Here is an 18453-nt window from a genome sequence, read left to right as displayed (position 1 = left end):
ATCACCGGAACCGCCCTCTACCGCAAATTCCGCAACTGACGGCCTTGTACAGCGGGCCTTTACGGTCAGTCGAGGGCGGACTGCTGCAGCAGCTCACCAAGCGCGTGCCGGAGTCCGCTCCGGAGGGTGAGATGGTGTTGTCGCTGTCCGCTGGTGGTCCGACCGTCGCCGGTCTCGGTGGTGTCAACCGGGCCATCTGTTCGTGAGCTCGCCCCGCGTGCGCACCCCCAGTTTCGGGTAGATCTTCCCGAGGTGGTACTCCACCGCCTTCGCGCTGATCAACAGCTCCTCGGCGACCCGGCGGTTGGTCAACCCCGCTGAGACCAGCCGGGCCACCTCCGCTTCGCGCTCGGTCAGATCGACGAACGGGGGCCGCGAAGCCACGGGGGCAGCGGCGCTGATGTCGTGCTCGCCACGGCGGGCGAACGCGAACGCACCGAGTGATACGAAGATGTCCTGGGCCCGCTGCAGCCGTCCGCGTCCCTCCGCCGACCGCCCGAGAGAGCACAGGAACCGGCCGTACGCGTGCTCGATCTGAGCCACCTCCAGGCGCGGGACCCGGATACCCGTTGTGACGGTCCACAGGCCCGCCCGGTACTCGCGTTCCGCCAGTGCCGGCTCCTGCCGATACTCGGCCGCCCGGCCTGCGAGTCGGTGGAAGGTGGCCATCAGGTGGGGGCTGCGACCGCCGCACCGGCGCAGCTCGTCCAGACTCGCCTCCGCCTCCACCTCGGCTGTCGCCCCCGCCCTCGCCCCCGCTGCCGCTGCCGCTGTCTCGACCATCGCCTCCGCACGGGCGGGTAGCCACAGCGGTGCGAACTTCTGCGGTGCGTCGTGCAGATCGTGGGAGTCGTCGGTCAGTGGCGTGGTCGCCCTGAGCACGTCCGCGTAGCGGCGGCGCGCGAGCAGGCCGATGGCGTCCGCGGACACGGCGATGACGAGGCGCTCGGGGTCGTCGGCTTCGAACGCCCTGCGGTGTGCCGGTACCGGCGTTCCGCTCGGTGGTGACGTGGTGGCCGATCCGCGCGCGGCGAGCAGCATCGTGCGCAATGCCTGTCCGGCCGTGCCGCCTCCGGCCGCGTCGATGCGCTCGACGGCGTCATCGGCGCCCTGCCAGTTCCCGTCCAGGAAGTGTGCCAGCGCCAGTCGTTCCAGCGCGCGCAGCCGTACCGGGTGCCCCCGGTGTCCGGTGTGACGTTGGACGAGGCATTCCAGATCGCTCGTGCCGGCCGCGAATTCGCCCACCAGTAGTCGGCTCTCTCCGCGTAGGAGCAGCAGTTCCGGTTCCAGGTGCTCCGGTGGCCGCACCGGCACGGTCGCCGGCGCTGTCACGGCGAAGTCCTGCTCGCCCAGGGCGGCCAGGACTTCACGAGGGCCGGCGGTGTAGGAGTGGCCGATCAGCATCAGACGCCGTGCGGTGCGGGTCTGGACCGTGTCCCGGCTCGCGGCGTTGAGCGCCTTGCCCGCGGCGTCGACGGCTGCTGTGCCCCGTGCCGTGCGGCACGCCAGGGCGGCCGCCAGGGTCTCGATCGCCGCGAGCGCGAAGTACGGGTCCTCCCCTCGGGGATGCGCATGTGGTTGGTCGCCGTCGCCGTCGCCCGGTGCCGGGGGCGCGGTTGTGGCGGCCAGGGCGTCGCGGGCGGCCTGCAGTCGGATCCCCGCCGTACGGAGCCGGCCCTGGAGGAGCGCGCGGCCGGCCAGTGCGCAGCATCGCAGAGGTGACGGCGGCAGCGTCTCGATCCGCGTCCACAGGGTTCCGTTCCCGGGCACTCCCTCGTACACCTCGTGAAGTGCGGCCAGCAGCAGTCGGCGTTCCCGTTGCGCGCGGGTGGTGCTGAGGTCGGCTGCCCACACCAGGAGTTGGCGGGTTGCGACGGAACGGGCGCCGAGGGGCCCTTGGCCGTTCAGGGCGGCGTCCTCCAGCGCTGCGGCCAGGGCCGGATCGGGGCGGTCTGCTGCCAGTGCGCGGTGGGCGAGTGCGTGGTCTGCGTCGTGGGCCTGGGCGGCACGGTGGAGGGCCCGTAGTCCCGTGGGGCGCAGTTCGGGTGCCGCGGGTGCCACGTCGTGGTCGTTTTCCCGGTCGGGCGAGGTGCGGCAGGCCTGGGCACCCCCGGTGACGTGGATCCATGTGAGCCCTGGACCCGGGGGCCGTGCCGGTGCCGGGGCGGTGCGGGTCACTTCGGTCACGGGCCGGTTCCGGGTCGGCGATCGCATCGCTTTCCGGAGCGGGATGTCGTCCTCGGTGGGGACCGTCCGGCGCCACCTCGGTCCGTCCCCGGGCGGTGTCCCGGCCCCGGCCCACGGCCGGATCGCCTGGTCTCCTCGGTCTGCCGGGTGCACGGGTTCTCCCTTCGCTTGCGACGGCACCGCCGGGTGACCCGGGCGGTCGGCTCTCCCCGGTCACGAGGGGGCGGTTCGATGACGGTGCTGTGCGAGGTCCGGAGGCGGTGCGGGTGGCGGGCGGGGGAGCGGGTGTGCTCACAGCGGTGAGGATGGCTGAAGTGTCGCGCCCATGACAATGCTTTGAAATAGTCTTTGCCGTTGCCGTCGTCGCTGCGTGCCGGATCCTCCGGGTGGTGGTGGTGCGGATGCCGGCCTTCCGGGCCTTTCGAGCGCTGCTCAAACCGGCACGACTGATTGTGCGGTGCCGTGTACGGCGAGGACGATCGCCTTCGACGGTGATCGAAACCGGGAGCAACCGGTGGAGCGGGGGAGGTGGTGCGGCCGATGGCCGTGACCTCCGGGCTCCGGCCGCCTACGGGCCGACCCGCGATCGAGGCCGGACCCGGCCGGCTCGCTCGCAAAGGAGGAAAGGAGGGTCAGACCCGGTCGAGGGGCCGATGCGGCTGGTCCGGGAGCTCCACCGTGATGGTGTCGCCGGGACGCACCACGCCGCCTTCTCGGACGACGCCCATGATGCCGGCCTTACGTACGATGGTCCCGGCCTCGTCGCGGCCGACGAGCCTCTTCAGCAGGCCGTCCTTGAAGACGTCGATCTGCAGGCAGGGATTGCGCAGGCCGGTGACCGCCACGATCGCCTCGTCGCCGAGGTGCAGCAGTGTGCCGACGGGCAGGCCGAGCAAGTCGATTCCGCTGGTGGTGATGTTCTCGCCGAGTTCGCCGGGCGATACGGAGAATCCCTCTTCCCCGACTTCGGCGAAGAGCTCCTCGTGGATGAGGTGGACCTGACGCAGGTTCGGCTGGGTGGGGTCCTGCGCGACACGTGAGCGGTGTCTGACCGTGACGCCGGCGTGTACGTCCCCCTCCACACCGAGCCCGGCAAGCAGCATGATGCCGGCCCGGTTGGGCTTGGTGAACGAGTACTCGCTGTTGCTGCTGACCGCTGTCACAGTCCCGCCCATCCCGCGGACCTCCTGCTCGGTGGCGATGATCTCGTCAGGAGCCTAGCCCGCGGCCCTCGGAGCACAACACCCGGCCGGACAGCCGCGGGGTACGACCTCAGGCCGGCCCGTATGCCTCCCGGCGTACCGCCGTCAGCATGCGGAGACTGGCGGGCAGTTGGCGGCGGGAGGTGATGCCGAGCATGGCGAAGATGTTTCCCAGGTGGTACTCGACCGTTTTGGGGCTGACGAAGAGGCCGTGCGCGATCTGCTGGTTCGTCATGCCGTCCGAGGCGAGCCGGGCGATGTGGTACTGCTGCTCGGTGAGGGCGGTGGGGGTGCGGTCGGCCGTCGGCAGGTTCGCGGTCCTGTCACCCGTCGCCGGCTGAGGTATCTCCACACCGACCTCCCGGAGCTGTCTGACACACCGTTCGGCGAACGGCCGCGCGCCGAGTTCGCGGTAACGCTCGTGCGCGGACACCAGGGACCTGATCGCGGACCGCCGGCGCCGGGCGCCTTGCAACAACAGCTGCCTGCCGTACTCCTCGTCGAGTTCGGCCAGGGCGAGAGGGGAGTCCTCGCCGGCCGCGCGCTCGATTCCCAGGGCCAGGTGGTCGGTCGCGGTCGCCGGGTCGCCCTCGGCCGCGGTGAGCCGGCCCTCGAGCCGGGCCAGGGTCGCCGTCAGGCGGGCGCCGGGCTCGGCGGCGGTGCGCAGGCCGGCGAGTGCCGGACGTGCCTCGCGCAGTCTGCCGGTCCTGACGAGGGCCTCGACGTGCAGTGGCCGCCACCACAACTGGTGCAGGGAGAACAGGTCCGGCTGTGCGGCCACCGGGGTGAGCGCCGTGAGCATGCGGCTGGGTTCCTGGCGCGCCCGGGCCAGTGTCGCGGCGGCCAGTGCCGGGAACACCCCGAAGTGGGCCGGTCCCAGGGCGCGGTGGTCCGCGGTGACGGTGTCCGTGTGGGCGGCCGCCATGTCCCAGTCGCCGCGGAGCGCGGTGATGCACGCGGCCAGCGCGGTCGCCGGGACGGCGTCACGCCGGTCGTTGCGCGCATCGGCCGCCCGGATCGCCTCATGCGCCTCGCGCAGTGCAGCCGACCAGTCGCCGAGTTGGAAGTAGGCGTAGCCGAGGTGGGCATAGGTCAGGGCGAGGACGCGCTCGGCCGCGCCGTCGTGGGAGCGCAGCGCACCGTGCAGGTCACCCAGCGCCTCGGCGGGCCGTGCGCTCTGGGTGAGCCAGGTACCGCGCGCCCAGAGCAGCAGGCCCCGGTCGGTCCGGTCGCCGGGTGAGGAACGGAACCCCGGTGCGAGAGCCTCCAGCCGGTGCAGAGCGGCGACGGGCGAGTGGTGGATCCTGCCGTGTGCGTCGGCCGCGAAGTACAGTGCCCACTGCCGGTGTTCGTCCCGGAGTCCGCCGTGTGCCAGGAGCGACAGCGCGACCTGCTCCTCGGCCTGCACGGCTGCGGTGTCCGAGTGCAGGGCCGCGGTCGCCAGGTCGACGTCCGCGCGGGCCGGTGCGGGCAGGTCGCCGGCGAGAGCGGCCGCCTGGTCCAGCAGGGCGCGTGCGGTCGCGTAACGGGCCTCGCGGGTGGCCAGACGGCCGAGGAACAGGTTGCGTTCCACGCTCGGTCCGATGAGGGTGAGGCGCTGTCCGAGGGGCGCGGCCCATACCGCGGTGGGCGTCCGCTCGCCCCACCGCGCCACCTGGCGGAGCCGGCGTTCGCGTTCCGTGTGGTCGGCCGACACGTCGGCGGACCACAGGAGCAGTGTCCCGGCCTGTTCGCTGTCCCCGGCGTCGTGGTAGCGCACCGCCTCTTCTTCCAGCCGGGCGGCGAGCGCGGGGTCGCGCCGACGGGTGCCGAGCAGCGCGTGCCGTAACCCCCCGACGCCGCTGATCTGCTCGGACGCGGCGAGATGCAGGGTGCGGCGCAGCGACAGAGGCAGGTCCTGGTACACGGCGTCGCGGAGCGCGGCCGAGGCGATGGCGACCGGTTCGGTGAGCCCCAGCGGGAACCAGGTGACGAATCCGGCCTCCACGAGGTCGTCGAGCGCCGCGCTGGGATCGGCCAGGTCGGCGATGACCGCGAGGACGGGCAGCGGGGTCTCCTGGTCCACCACGGCCATCGCCGCCAGCAGCCGTCGGCTCGGCTGGGACAGCGCCCGCAGTGATCGCGTGAACGCGGTGTCCGGCCACGGCTCGTACGCGGTCCCGGACCGGTCCGCTTCCGCGTCGACGGGCGTGGTCTCGCGCGGACCCGACGACGGGACCGCCTCCGACCCGGGCTCCGGCCGGAGGCGGCGGGCGGGTGGAAAGGACCAGACACCGATGGCGGTCGACAAGGGGCCTCCTGCTCTGCACGGGTGGCCGCCGAGGCTGGTGGTGCACAGCGCCGACGACGAGGCTGGAGCCGAACGAGTTGGCTGGATCTGATCGTGACGCGTCATCAGATCAGACCTTCGCGGATGGCGTAAGCAACCGCATGCGTTCGGTTACGCAGCTGGTACCGGACCGTGATGTCGTGCACCACACTGGTCACGGTCCGCTTGGAGTAGGCGAGTTCACCTGCGATCTCGTCGGTGTCGAAGCCGTCCGCCGCCAGCCGCAGCACCCGCCGCTCACGGTCGGAGAGCCCGCCCAGCGACAACCCCTGGGGGCGCAGCACGTCGTGCTGGATCCTGCCCACCCGCTTGAGCAGCCGGGTCAGCAGATCGGAAGGCAGGGCCGCCTCGCCGGTGGCCGCTCTGACCACCGCCCGCGACAGCCACGTGGTGGTGGCCTCCCACCGCCACAGCACCGAGCACGCGCCCGACTCCACGACGGCCAGCAACTCGTCGTCGGACAGGGAGGAGATGACGAGGACGACCTGCGTACCCTCCCGTGAGCGCATCATCCTGATCAGTTCGAGGGACGACGCCGTCAGCGCGTCGAGCGCCAGCACCACCACCCGGGCCGAGCCGCCGGCCGTGGGTTCGACGAGTTCGATGTCCGGGCGTCGGCGCAACTCGGTCGCCAACCCCGTGCGGGTGAGCGGGTCATCGGCGTAGATCGCCACCTGTACACGGCCTTCCACGGAAACCTCCAGGTCCGACGGTGGCCCGGCGCTCGTACGCGGGCAGCGGTGGCCGGGCTCGCACCACCGCCGGGATTCCGTCCGCTCCGGGGTGAGCCTCCAGCCCCCACAAATGTCCATGTCATGATCGCCCGTGTCGACTAGGGACATCCCTAGCCGGTACCTAATCGCGCACCCGCCTCGGCGGGATGGAGAAGGCGCCGCGCCCTCATCGCGCGGCACCGCAGGCCCCACGGCTGCGCAGTTGTCTGCCGTTTGACGCAGGCCCCCGGCTCCGGCGTGCTGCCAGGCTGATCCACCACGGGACGCCTCGAACGCCCTGTCATGCGCCGGCCGCGTCGTCCCCCGGACGGCCCCGCCGGCCCGACCGGCCGGCAGCACGCCTTCGGGGGCCGCGGAAGGAGAAGAGCAGATGGGTGTTTCGGTCACCTTCGAAGACGGCAGCGACGCGGTCGAGGTCGTACCCGGTGAAGAGACCGCCTGCGTCCTGCGCGTCGAGAACACCGGCATGGTGGTGGACCAGATCCTGCTCGACGTGCTCGGCGAGGCTGCGCAGTGGGCGAGCGTCGAACCGGCCCGCGCCAATCTCCTGCCCGGAGCCTTCGAACGCATCCGGGTCACCTTCCGGCCACCGCGAGCCGCCTCCCTGACCCCGGGCGAACTACGCTTCGGTCTCCGCGCGATGTCCAAGGAGGACCCCGACGGCTCGTGCATCGAGGAAGGCACGGTCCATGTCGGGGAGTTCGGCGAACTCGGGGCGCAGCTCGTGCCCAAGAGCTCGACCGGACGCCGGGCGGCCCGGTTCAAGCTGGTCGTGGAGAACCGCGGAAACCGGCCTGAGCGACTGCGGATCGAGACGCTCGACCCGGACGTCAAGCTCGGCTTCCGCACCAGGCCCGCCGTCTTCGTGGCGCGCCCCGGCACCGCCACGTTCGTCAGAGTCAAGACGGTACCCCGCAAGACCTTCCTCAGAGGACCGAACCGCACCCTCCCGTTCGAGGTCCACGCGGTACCCGAACAGGGACAGACCACGAAGACCGAGGGAGTGATGCTGGAGAAACAGACCCTCCCCGAATGGCTGCTCCCCGCGCTGGCGATCTCGATCGTGGCCGCCGGCCTGCTGTTCGCGCTGTGGATCAACGTGCTGCGCCCGGTCGTGCACTCCGCCGCTACCGCCGCGTCCGCGGCGGCGCACGCGCAGGACGCAGCGGACTCGGCGCAGTCCGCCGCGGCCGGCGCGGGCGACAAGCAGAAGGAGAGCCCCAAACCGGCACCGCCGACCGCGCTGGCCCTCAAACTCGCCTCACCGACCCTCGTCACCGGGGCGAGCGACCTCGCCACGGTGACCGGGACCTTCACCTCCGGGTCCGGGCCGTTGCCCAAACTGGTGTGGACCTCCTCGGCCCCCCGTGTCGCCACGGTGTCCCAGAGCGGCCAGGTGACCGCGCTCAGCCCGGGTTCGGCGACCATCACGGCCACCAGCGCCACCGCCACCGCGTCCCCGGCGGCCACCAACGCCCCCGCGCCACCGAAAGCCTCCGACGGCGCCGCCCAGAGTCCCGCGGCGGACCCCTCCGGCCCGCCCGTCCTGTCCGGCTCGGTGATGGTCACCGTCGTCGGCCCGGTGTCCGTCTCCACGACCGACCTGCCGCAGGCCGCACTCGGCAAGCCCTACACCCACACCCTCGCGGGCGCCGGCGGCACCGCCCCGTACACCTGGACCATCAGCACCGGAGCACTCCCACCGGGCCTGTCCCTGGCCCCGGGCACAGGCGTGATCAGCGGAACCCCGACCGCAGCCGGAACCGCCTCCCTCACCGTGCACCTGGCCGACGCCGGACCCCCCTCCCAGTCCGCCACCAGAGCGGTCAAACTGACCGTCCTCAGCACCCTCGCCGTGGACAGCTCGTCACTGCCGTCCGCCACCACGGGCACCGCGTACACCCAGACGCTCGCCGCGGTCGGCGGCACCGCACCCTACAAGTGGGCACTCGCACCGGGACAGGGAACCCTGCCGAGCGGACTGAGTCTCGACGCCACCACCGGGGCCATCAGCGGCGCACCCACCCAGGCCGGCAGCTCCGACCTGACCGTCGAGGTCACGGACTCGGCCTCACCCAACCAGTCCGCCACCCAGCACCTGTCCCTGACCGTCGCCAAGCCCCTGCTGATGAGCACCCTCGCCATCCCCGACGGCGTCGCCACCGCCCAGTACTCGCAGACCCTCGGCGCGTCCGGCGGAACCGGCCCGTACACCTGGTCCGTCTCCGCCGGCAAACTGCCGGAAGGACTGACCCTCGGCGCCGCCACCGGTACCGTCAGCGGAACCCCGCAGATGAACGGCTCGTCGACCTTCACCGTCCTGGTGACCGACGCCGGAGCGCCGGCCCGCACCACCTCCCAGGCCTTCACCACCAAAGTGGTGACCGGCTTCGCGACCACCACCTCCAGCCTCCCGGCGGCGGCCATCGGGCTCGGCTACTCCGCGCAACTCACCGCCGCGGGCGGATCCCCGAACTACGTGTGGACACCAACCGGTACCCTCCCGCCGGGCCTGACCCTGGCACCCAACGGAACCATCACCGGAACCCCCACCGCGACCGGCAGCTTCCCGTTCGGCGTCCGGGCCACCGACACCAGCACACCCCCGCTGACCGCCACCGAATCCCTCACGATCACCGTCGCCGGATCACTGCGGATCACCACGACCGCCCTGCCCAACGCGCTGACCGGCCAGCAGTACTCACAGACCCTCACCGCCACCGGTGGCAGAGCGCCCTACACCTGGTCCGTCACCTCCGCCAACCTGCCCAACGGCCTCAGCCTCAACTCCTCCACCGGGGTCCTCAGCGGAACCCCCGTGCAGACCGGCGCCGTGAAACTCGACATCTCCGTCACCGACTCCGGCCCCCCGCTGCAGAACGCGACCCTCACCATCCCGCTGACCGTCACCCAACCGCTGTCCTTCTCCATGCCGGTGCTCCCCGACGCGGCCCTGGGATTCCCCTACCCGGGAGTGGAACCTACCGGTGTGAACGGCGGATCGGGCCGTTACCTCTGGTCCGTGACCCAGGGCGCGCTCCCCCCGGGCTTCCAGCTCGACGCCTCCACCGGACGTATCAGCGGCACCGTCCCCAACCTCCCCTCCAGCACCCTCGGACCACGCCAGTTCACCCTCACCGTCAGCGACACCACCGACTACAGCGTCACCGCCAACACCGTACTGACCATCACGGTCATCAACCCGCTGACCGTCCAGCCCGCGGACGACTGGACCGGCGAGATCGGCAAACCGTTCCGAACCGCGATCAAACCCGTCGGAGGCAAAGCCCCCTACACCTACGAGTTCACCGCGACGACGACACCACCCGCCAACACTCTCAACGGACTCACCTTCGCCCCTGCGATCGGCGAACTTTCCGGCATCCCCGACGGGCCGTGCAGCCAACCTCCCGCCGCGCGCGCCGACCAACCGCCGACCGGAACCCAGAAAACCGTCCAGATCACCTGCGCCCCGGACACCTACCAGGGAAAGGTCACGGTCAAGGACGCCCTCGGCGAGTCCGTCACCACCACGCTGCGCCTGACGGCCACGGTGGTGCCGTTGGTGGTGAAGTTCAACACCAGCGCCAAGCAGACGGCGGGCGAAGCACTGAGCTTCAAGGCGGTGGCCGCGGTCCCGAGCGGTGGATACCCCGGTGCGACGTTCGAATACTCCGCCACGGGCCTGCCGTGCGACACCGTCGACCATGACGACTGCGATGTGATCAACCCCGCCACCGGAGTCATCACCGGGACACTCGATCACCTCGACGGGAAGACGGCGACGGTCACGGTCACCGTGACGTCCACCGACCCGGCGAACAGCCAGAACAAGATCATCGCCCGGTCCACGGTGTCGGTCCAGACCGATCCCGGACCCACCCCGAGCCCCAGCGCGACCGCGGGAGACACCCGATGACCGAATCACCCACCGCGGCGCCGCAACCGATCCCGTCACAGGCCCCGCTCGACGTCCAGGTCCTGCAGACCGCCGCCGCACTGGAGAACCTCGCCGTCACGTCCTACACCTCGGCCGAGGCACTGCCCTTCCTGGCCGGTGACGGCAACGCCCACCTGCGGGAGCTGATAGCCCGTAACAAGGCCCATCACGCGGCACACGCGACGGCTTTCAACCAGGCCGTCACCCAGGCCGGCGCCGCCCCGCAGCACACCGCCGACATGCGGTACGCCGCGAGCGTCGGGCGCATGCTCGGCCAGATCACCGACCCGACCCACCTCGTCGCCCTCCTCACGGAGCTCGAAGGCATCAACGCGCAGACCTGCACCCGCTTCGCCACCCTCACCGAGACCGGCGGCCTACGATCGCTCTTCGTGAACGTCGCCTCCGTCGAGGCACAGCACGGATCCGAGCTCCTCATCATCCGCAGCCTGCTCGATGACGGCCAGGCCGAGCCCGGCGCACCCCGCACCGCCGCCCACCTGCTGCCACCCGCACTCGGAACCGCGGGCATTCCCCATGCCGACTACCCGACCACCGACGCCTCCGCGATCAACGAAGGGGTGGTGCGATGAGGACATCCCGAACGGCCCGACCCGGCCCCGGCCCCGGCGCAGCGAACTGGACACTCCCCGAGCCGTCCCGGCGGGTCTTCGTCCTGGGCGCCGCAGGGGCGGGCATCGGCCTCGCACTGACGGCGTGCAGCAGCCGCCGCGCACCGTCACCGCTGCCGTACACCGGCGACCTGCGGACCGTGGCCCTCGCCGCAACCCTGGAGAACCAGGCCGTCAGCGCCTACCAGGCCCTGCAATCCGCCCTGAGCTCCGGGAAACTCGGCCCCGCGGTCCCCGCACTGTCCGCATTCGCACAAGCGGCCGTCGAGCACCACACCCAGCACGCGCAGACCTGGAACGCGATCCTGCGCGACGCCAAACGCCCAGCGGTCACCTCACTCTCCCCGACCGGCCGAGGAGAGCTGCTGGCCCTCGGAGCAGCCGGCAGTGTGGACGAGGTCGTGCCCCTCCTCCAGGCCCTGGAGAAACGCGCCGCACAGACCCACACCACCGCGGCCGGCAGCCTGCAGGCGAACGGGCCGGCCGTACTCGCAGCCGCGACCATCGCACCCGTCGAGGCGATGCACGCGGCTGCGCTCGGCTACCTGCTCGGCGGGCGCTCCACGGTGCTGAGCTTCCTCGAACCGGGCGTCGAAGGAGCAGGCACCGGTGCCTGACGCAGGACGACCACAGCCGAGGCCACCGGGAACGTGAAGCTCCGCACCGGGCCGGCCGCACACCGGTGCCGGACCGGACGGCAGCCCGACCCATCCGTATCCAGCCAGCCAGGGACGAGGAGAGTTCGCACATGGCCTTGGAGACCGCCGGTGTCGAACGGCTCATCGAGTGGTTCACCGCACGCAGCACCGTCAGATTCCAGTACACCGAAATCCCCCACCTGGTGGAGCAGCTGGCCGTGCTGGCCTTCGCGGGCGATCGGCGCTGGCCCGACCACCCGGAGCGGGCCGACACCTACCGGGCCGAGCTCTCCCACTGGCTCTCCGAGCACGACAGCGGACTCGAATCCGAGTTCGCCACCTTGACCGCACCCGGCGCAGACCCGGGCGCATTCATCAACTGGCTCACCCGGCTCATCGCACACCGGACCACCATCCCCGCCGGCGACGACGACCACCTCCCCGACCACCGCCACGACCGCAGGAACGGAATCTACGAGTGGTACGACCCGGCAACGGGATCGTGGCGAAGCCGGACCTGGACCGGCTCGCACACGGCCGACGGACCCTGGACGATCCCACCGCCCGCAGGGACGAGAACCGGCGGGCGCCCCACCGCACCGGCCCCGGCGGAACCCGCGGACACGCCGACACGGTGACACCGGGTCAGCGGTCCGGCGGATGCGCCGGTCACCGGCTCGGCCACGGGCAGCTCCTCGCGAGACCATACGTTCGTTCCACCGACAAGCGGAGCAGGGCATGCTGCAGGACGTGGACCTCTCACTGGCGAACTGGCTCGGGAACGCACTCCCACCGGGCACCGCCGTCAGATTCGACACACCGCAGGCCGACTGGCAGAACGGACGTGACACGGCGTTCGTCAGCCTGTTCCTCTGCGACATCCGCAGAGGCGGGCAGGAGACACTCCGCTCCGGGTGGTCCGAGGTACGCGAGAACGGCGGACGGCTGGTGGGCAGGCAACCCGCCCCACGCCACTACCGCGTCTCCTACCTGGCCACCGCATGGCCCCGATCAACCCCTGCCCCGCAGAACCCCTCCCGGCACACCCTGGAAGAGCACACCCTGATCGGCCGGCTCATCGAAGCCTGCTCGGCCACCGACTCGATCACGGAAGACTGCCTGACCGGATCCCTCGCCGATTCCGGGCTCCCCACCTCGGTACGCTGCGGCGACGACCGGGGCCGGTCTGTCCACGGCCTGTGGTCCGGCCTCGGGATCACACCACGCGCCCACCTCGTGCTGGAACTGACGGTCCCCATCGTGCCGCAGCTGGAGACCGACCTCGCACCCGCGCCCCGCGAGATCGTGCTCGGCGCGGGCCGACTCGGCCCCCAGGACCAGGCACACGGGTCGGCTCTGCCCTCCACCCCCACCCCGTCGAGGCCGCAGCCACCCGCAACGGAGGAGATTACCCGCCGCAGACGACGCGGAGGGATCACGGAGATCCCACCCCGCACGGACACACCGAGACACTGACCCTGTCCCCGCCATACCGGGAAGGCCGGAACCCACCCGGAGCAGAACCCCGGCGCCCGGCCCCCTACGCGACCCCCGAAAGACTCATCCGCCCGATCTCACCGAGAACCCGCCGGACCTCGGCAGGGGGAACGAACCGGGTCGCCGAGCGCAGACCCAGCGACGCGAGACGATCGGCGGTCTCATTGAGATCATGACCGATGTGCCCCTTCAGCCACCGCACTTCGAGACGGTCGCCGTGTGAGATCACCCGACCGAGCAGGCCCCACAGCACCGGCGGCAAGAGCGGCTGCGACGGCACCAACGGCCTGGGTGTTGTCACACAGCACCAGCACCGTCCGGCCCGGGTTACCGTTCCAGCAGCCGAAGAGCCGCCTCACAGAGCCCGATCAGCTCGGCCTCCGCAATGCCGGACGCGTACGACGACCCCCAGGCCGACGCGCCATCCGCAGCCGCCCACCCCCAACCACAGGCCGCCGAGTCCTCGCAACCGATCGCCGCATCCGCAACCGCCCACGGTAGATCGCCCGGGAGATCGGCGAGCAGAGCATGACGGGTGGCGTAATCCCCCTCCAGCAGACCCGGCAGGTCGGGCACGAGCGCCAACCGGCGGGCACAGTGATCCGCGAAGACCCGGCGCACAAAGAAATTCCGAGCCTGCTGCGCCTCGTGGGCACGCAGATTGAGGACGGCCAGATCCCTGTAGACCGCGCCGAGCAGCTCAAGGGCGGCAGAACGGCTGAGAAAAGGTGCGGCGAGGGCCCTCCGATCGGCCAGTGCGACGGCATACCGCCCCCACGCCCGGGCCGTCGCGGCCGTCGACGCCCAACGCTCGACGACCGCGTCATGGGCGAGGAACCGATTCTCGGCCTCCCACGCGTCCCGGAGAAGAGCCACGACGAACTCCTCATCGGGAAGAGCGAGCAACTCCGCGACCGCCTTCGGAGGACCAGCGGCAGCAGGAACGGCGTCCATCGGACCGGGACCCGCCGGGGCCACGCCGTTCCACCACCGCCAAACCTCCTGACCAGGCATCCGGAAACGGACAGGATCGATGCCACGCTCCGCAAGCACCGAGTCCACGATCATCCGGTACTGCTCCCGGTCCAGGGCGCGCCACACCCGGGCCGCCAGCGGGCGCCTGTCCCGCGGGCCCGCAGGCCGAGGCGGCGTGGAGCCCAGGCGGACACGGTCGTCGGCGACCGCAGCGGCGAGCGCGCGCCTGCGAGCGGCACCGATCCGCTGAAGGCGTTGACCTGCAAGCCGGTACTCCGCAGCCCCTCGACAGCCCAACCGGAGCAGGTCCGCCCGACGCAGCTCACCCCGGGCGATCGTCTCGGCGTGGATCAGCGCGGCGGCCTTGGCACGGCTGAGCCCGGGCACCGACAGAGCGGGACGGTCCGAGCGTCGGCAAAGCCCTCGGCTTCCGCGACGGCGGCGTCCTGAAGGTCGTCGAACTGCTCGGTCGACGGTCTCTCCACGTACCGCCGGGCCGTCGCCTGCGAGACTCCGTAACCCGCCCCGACCTGGGCGGGCGCTCTGGAGCGGATCCGCGGAATCGCCAGGCTCAGGAGCCGATCGTGAGGGTCAGGCTGGTGGGTGCGTCCGCGTTGGGGAGGATCATCACGGAGCTCTGGTTGTGCACGTCGTCATAGGCGAACGCGTACGCGAGACGGTCGCCGCTGATCTGGTGGAAGAAGGCGGCGTATTCGTTGAACGGGGCGTTCCGGTAGAAGGTGCCGGTGTCGCCCCAGGTGTCGGGGTCGTTCTGCGCGATCCCGCGGTTGAAGGCGGCGCACAGGTGGGCCCCGACGAACTTGTCGGTGTCACTGCCCGACGCGAGCGCTCCCGAGCAGGCCGCCACATCCGTCGTGGTGGGCATGGCCACGGTACCGCCGCCGACCTGCCGGCCGTTGACCTCCTTCTTGTAGGTGAGCTGCGTGCCCGCTCCCTCCGTGCCGCCGACGTACACGTTGTTCCCGTCGGTCAGCTTGAACCGGCCGTCGCCCTGCCACTGGTCCCACGCCTTCTTGATCGCGGAGTCGAAGTACGTCACACCCGCTCCACCCGACTGGAAGGCGGCCGCCGACCGGGGAGCCGTGATGTGGCTGCCGTCCGCGTTGGCCAGCGAGACGAACGGAGTGCCGTCGGCGTACTGCCTGTACCTGTCGACGACCTGGCCGGCGGTCATGCCCTGGATCCCGACCGTCCGGTCGAAGCCCGACGAGTCCTGCTTCAGCTCCGCGGTCATCGGGATCGAGAACCCGTCGACCTGCGTGGTGTTGCCGCCGAAGGGGACGTGACCGTTGTCGAAGGTGTACTCGAAGAAGTCGTACGGGTTGCCCTGGTTGGGATCGCCGGGGTTGTTGAGGTCCGGCTGGACGTATCCGGCGTCGCTGGGCTGCCCGTCCACCGTGGCCGCCGGCATCACCAAGGGCTTCTTGGAGACGAAGATCCGGCCGCCTTCCAGGTGGGACGGCATGGGGATCACTCCGTCATGCACCTCACCCAGCGGGAACGACATGCCCTGTTCGGGCTGCTGTGTGACCGGGAGTACATTGCCCTCGGAACCGATGAAGGAGTAATGCCCCGGCGTCTGCTGACCGACGATCGTTATGTAGTCACCGTCCCCCCCGTTGATATGGAGCGGGAACCCGGAGCCCGCGGCCGGCGAGGGGACGTCGGCATAGGCGTCGACGGCGAGAGTCGACGTGAGCGGTACCACGAGCGCAGCGGCCGCGAGTATCGCGGCCTTCGTGAGAGTGCGCATCTCGTTCTCTCCTCATGTGCTGGCCATCGCCAACTTGTCTCTCCTGCAGGCCTTCTCGGGGAGAACCTGCTTGATCTGCGCCCAACAGTACCTGCACGCACGAAAATTGCCGTCGCTGTCGGCCGTTCCAGCGATCCCGGCGCCGGATACGACGATCCAACGGCGATTTCGAATGAGGGATACCTCACATGGTCGACTGCCCGGTCCGGGAATACCGGAAGGTGCGCGGGCCCGCCCGCCGGTGAGCGGGACCTGGCGGCGTGACGGCTGACGGAGCGCGAGGTGACCCGGTACGGGCAGCCGTTGCCGACGCTGCCCCGACGACCCCGACCCGCACAGGCCGAGACGGCCCTCACCTGCCAAGGCCGGATGGCGCCGGGCCGATCCCGTCGAACCGAACGATCACGCCACCCGGGCCGGGGTCCGGCCACCACGACCCGGGTGACGCCCGTCCGCGGTCAGCCCGAGACGCTGTCCTTGCCGTTCTCGAGGTGCCCGACGAGGCGGCGGCGGAACGCCGGGTCCGTGCTCGCGGTGACGGTCAGGTCGTACCAGCCTTGCGCAGCCGCGGTCTGCCAGCGGGCGGTCGTCGTGCCACCCGGAGGAACGACGACCCGCAGCGGCGGCCGGTCCGTGTAGGCCTGCGACGCGAGCACGAACTCCGCCTGCGTCGTGTGACGGTTGTGAAGCGTGAGCAGGACGGCCCGGCCTTTCACGTCGATCATGGTCTGGACGTCGACGCGCTCCGCGCCGGTGCCCGCGAAGTCACGCCGGAACCGGTTCGGACCGGTCACCACGGCGCGGTAGGTACCGTCGCCGTTCAACGGCAGACGCACGGCCTGGGAGCCGATCACGCCGAGCGGACGCGGCTGGGAAGCGCGGTCGCCGTAGGTGTAGACGGTGAAATGCGAGCTCCGGGTACCTTCGTTCCGAAGCGCGAGACGCAGCCCGCTCCCGTCGGCACACCCGTGGGCGTCGCACTGGTAGGGCAGCGCACGGGCCGGGCGGCTACCGGGCTCCTGCTGAGGCATCCGCTGGTCCGCGGGCGGGACAGGAGCCCAACGGTCGGTGAACGGCGGCACCGGACCCGGAGTGTCCAACCGGGGAGCGCGGGCGTGCGCGGTGAAGTCGAAAGCACCGGTGAGGTCACCCGCGACGGTACGGCGCCATCCGCTGATCTCCGTGCTGCGCACTCCGGACCACTTCTCCAGGAACCGCACGATGGAGGTGTGGTCGAAGGTCTCGGAGCAGACATACCCACCCACCGTCCACGGGGACACCACGATCATCGGCACCCGCACACCCAGCCCGATCGGCTGCCCGTCGACGTACTCATCCGTCGTGTCCCCGGGCGGCACCGGCGGGGGGACGTGGTCGAAGTAGCCGTCGTTCTCGTCGTAGGTGATGAACACCACCGTGCGGTCCCACACGTCGCGGTTGGTGGCAAGGGCGTCCAGCACCCGGTAGGTCAGCGCCGCACCGGCCGCGGGCGAGGAGTCGTCAGGATGCTCCGACTCGGCGGCAGAGGTGACCAGGTAGGAGACGGCCGGCAGGGTTCCGGCGGCGATGTCGGCTGCGAACGCGCCCGTCAGGCTCTGCGGACGACCGCGGTACAGGGCGCGGTCGTACAGCTCACGGTCGGGCCCGTCGAGGACGGTCACGCCACGCGCCAGCTTGGCGAGGAGCGTGTCGGCATCCGCAGGCTCGGCGTGCCGCACGTCGTGGTAGAAGCTGCCCAGGCTCTGGTACGGCAACCCCGCCGCGTCCAGCACGGCGCGCGCGATCCGCTTGAACGGGGTGAAGAACTCGAGGTTGTTGTCGGTGTAGTTGTTCCACTCCTGGTAGGCCTTCCAGGAGATGCCGGCCCTGCTGAGGTGTTCGGCGTACGTGGGCCAACCGTAGCCGGGGTGGTGGTCCTCGTCGTAGGCGTCGTTCCCGATGGCCCGCCGGCCGTCGGCCTCGAAACCGGTGGTGCCGCTGACCAGGTAGTTGCGGTTGGGTGAGGTCGAGGTCATGGCCGAACAGTGGTACGCGTCGCAGATGGTGAAGGTGTCCGCGAGTTCGTAGTGGAACGGCAGGTCATCGCGCCCGTAGTGGGACATGGTCGCCGCCGTCTTCGCGGGAACCCACTGGTCGTAATGGCCGTTGTTCCAGGCCCGGTGACCGCCCGGCCAACTGTGGTCGAGCGTACCGACGCACTGGATGTCCCGGCCGCCGTCGGCCGCCGCGTCGCGGATGGAGAAGGGCAGCACGTGTCCGCCGTCGCCGGTCGGCTGGGCGAACACGCTGCTCCCGTCGGGAAGTTCGATCGCACTGCGGTCACCGAAGCCGCGTACGCCACGCAGTGTGCCGTAGTAGTGGTCGAACGAGCGGTTCTCCTGCATGAGGATCACCACGTGCTCGATCGCTCTCAGACCGCCCGGGCGCGGGGGAGCGGCGAGCGCGGCCTGCACGGACGGCGGCAGCAGCGACGCGGCGGCGGTGAGTCCGGCCGTGGCGGCTCCGGAGGCGAGGAAGCGGCGACGGGACATGCTCGAGTCTGAGG

At 71.0% G+C, this 18453-nt stretch carries 14 protein-coding genes; 6 read left to right on the top strand and 8 right to left on the bottom strand.

Going from position 1 to position 18453, the window contains the following annotated elements:
• On the top strand, positions 1-206 hold a 206-nt coding region (locus AA75_RS51385; RefSeq protein WP_206743429.1), incomplete at its 5' end, for a hypothetical protein.
• Here the strand turns inward: AA75_RS51385 and AA75_RS02400 are convergent.
• The 4 genes from AA75_RS02400 to AA75_RS02385 all read right to left on the bottom strand — a co-directional run bounded on the left by AA75_RS02400 (position 184) and on the right by AA75_RS02385 (position 6410).
• Complete coding sequence (locus AA75_RS02400) at positions 184-2061, bottom strand: helix-turn-helix transcriptional regulator (protein WP_149037893.1); 1878 nt, start codon at positions 2059-2061, stop codon at positions 184-186. The genes AA75_RS51385 and AA75_RS02400 overlap by 23 nt on opposite strands.
• A gap of 758 nt (positions 2062-2819) precedes the next feature.
• On the bottom strand, positions 2820-3362 hold the full coding sequence (locus tag AA75_RS02395) for an MOSC domain-containing protein (protein ID WP_199520245.1): 543 nt from the start codon (positions 3360-3362) through the stop codon (positions 2820-2822).
• 97 nt (positions 3363-3459) lie between these two features.
• Positions 3460-5679, bottom strand: a complete 2220-nt coding sequence (locus AA75_RS02390) for a helix-turn-helix transcriptional regulator (RefSeq protein WP_033817997.1) — start codon at positions 5677-5679, stop codon at positions 3460-3462.
• Between the two features lie 104 nt (positions 5680-5783).
• Complete coding sequence (locus tag AA75_RS02385; RefSeq protein ID WP_033817996.1) at positions 5784-6410, bottom strand: response regulator transcription factor; 627 nt, start codon at positions 6408-6410, stop codon at positions 5784-5786.
• Positions 6411-6822: 412 nt separating this feature from the next.
• Between AA75_RS02385 and AA75_RS02380 the strand changes: the two genes are divergently transcribed.
• The 5 genes from AA75_RS02380 to AA75_RS02360 all read left to right on the top strand — a co-directional run bounded on the left by AA75_RS02380 (position 6823) and on the right by AA75_RS02360 (position 13138).
• Positions 6823-10371 (top strand): putative Ig domain-containing protein, encoded by a 3549-nt coding sequence (locus tag AA75_RS02380; RefSeq protein ID WP_051811639.1) that lies wholly within the window; start codon positions 6823-6825, stop codon positions 10369-10371.
• Entirely contained in the window at positions 10368-10985 is a 618-nt protein-coding gene (locus tag AA75_RS02375) for a ferritin-like domain-containing protein (RefSeq protein ID WP_051811637.1), read from the top strand. Before AA75_RS02380 ends, AA75_RS02375 begins: the two co-directional genes overlap by 4 nt.
• Positions 10982-11641 (top strand): ferritin-like domain-containing protein, encoded by a 660-nt coding sequence (locus tag AA75_RS02370; RefSeq protein WP_051811634.1) that lies wholly within the window; start codon positions 10982-10984, stop codon positions 11639-11641. The genes AA75_RS02375 and AA75_RS02370 overlap by 4 nt, the downstream gene beginning before the upstream one ends.
• A gap of 131 nt (positions 11642-11772) precedes the next feature.
• The gene (locus tag AA75_RS02365; RefSeq protein WP_033817995.1) at positions 11773-12300 is read left to right on the top strand and encodes a hypothetical protein; all 528 of its coding nucleotides are present in this window, start codon (positions 11773-11775) and stop codon (positions 12298-12300) included.
• 100 nt (positions 12301-12400) lie between these two features.
• Positions 12401-13138, top strand: coding sequence for a Pvc16 family protein (locus AA75_RS02360; RefSeq protein WP_033817994.1), 738 nt, complete (start codon positions 12401-12403; stop codon positions 13136-13138).
• Positions 13139-13202: 64 nt separating this feature from the next.
• Here AA75_RS02360 and AA75_RS02355 read toward each other — a convergent pair whose 3' ends face one another.
• The 4 genes from AA75_RS02355 to AA75_RS02340 all read right to left on the bottom strand — a co-directional run bounded on the left by AA75_RS02355 (position 13203) and on the right by AA75_RS02340 (position 18439).
• A complete protein-coding gene (locus tag AA75_RS02355) occupies positions 13203-13442 on the bottom strand; it encodes a hypothetical protein (protein WP_033817993.1) in 240 nt (79 codons plus the stop codon).
• A gap of 44 nt (positions 13443-13486) precedes the next feature.
• Positions 13487-14521 (bottom strand): hypothetical protein, encoded by a 1035-nt coding sequence (locus AA75_RS02350; protein ID WP_033817992.1) that lies wholly within the window; start codon positions 14519-14521, stop codon positions 13487-13489.
• A 184-nt stretch (positions 14522-14705) separates the two neighbouring features.
• Positions 14706-15908 carry a beta-1,3-glucanase family protein gene (locus AA75_RS02345; RefSeq protein ID WP_033817991.1) on the bottom strand — a complete coding sequence of 401 codons (1203 nt, stop codon included), beginning with the start codon at positions 15906-15908 and terminating at the stop codon, positions 14706-14708.
• 458 nt (positions 15909-16366) lie between these two features.
• Positions 16367-18439: a phosphocholine-specific phospholipase C gene (locus tag AA75_RS02340; RefSeq protein ID WP_199520244.1), complete on the bottom strand. Its 2073-nt coding sequence runs from the start codon at positions 18437-18439 to the stop codon at positions 16367-16369.
• Between the last annotated feature and the right edge of the window lie 14 nt (positions 18440-18453).

This window comes from Kitasatospora sp. MBT63 (assembly GCF_000710465.2).
GTDB lineage: Bacteria > Actinomycetota > Actinomycetes > Streptomycetales > Streptomycetaceae > Kitasatospora.
The sequence above is the reverse complement of the archived record's forward strand: the minus strand, read 5'-3'. Positions and strand labels throughout refer to the sequence as shown.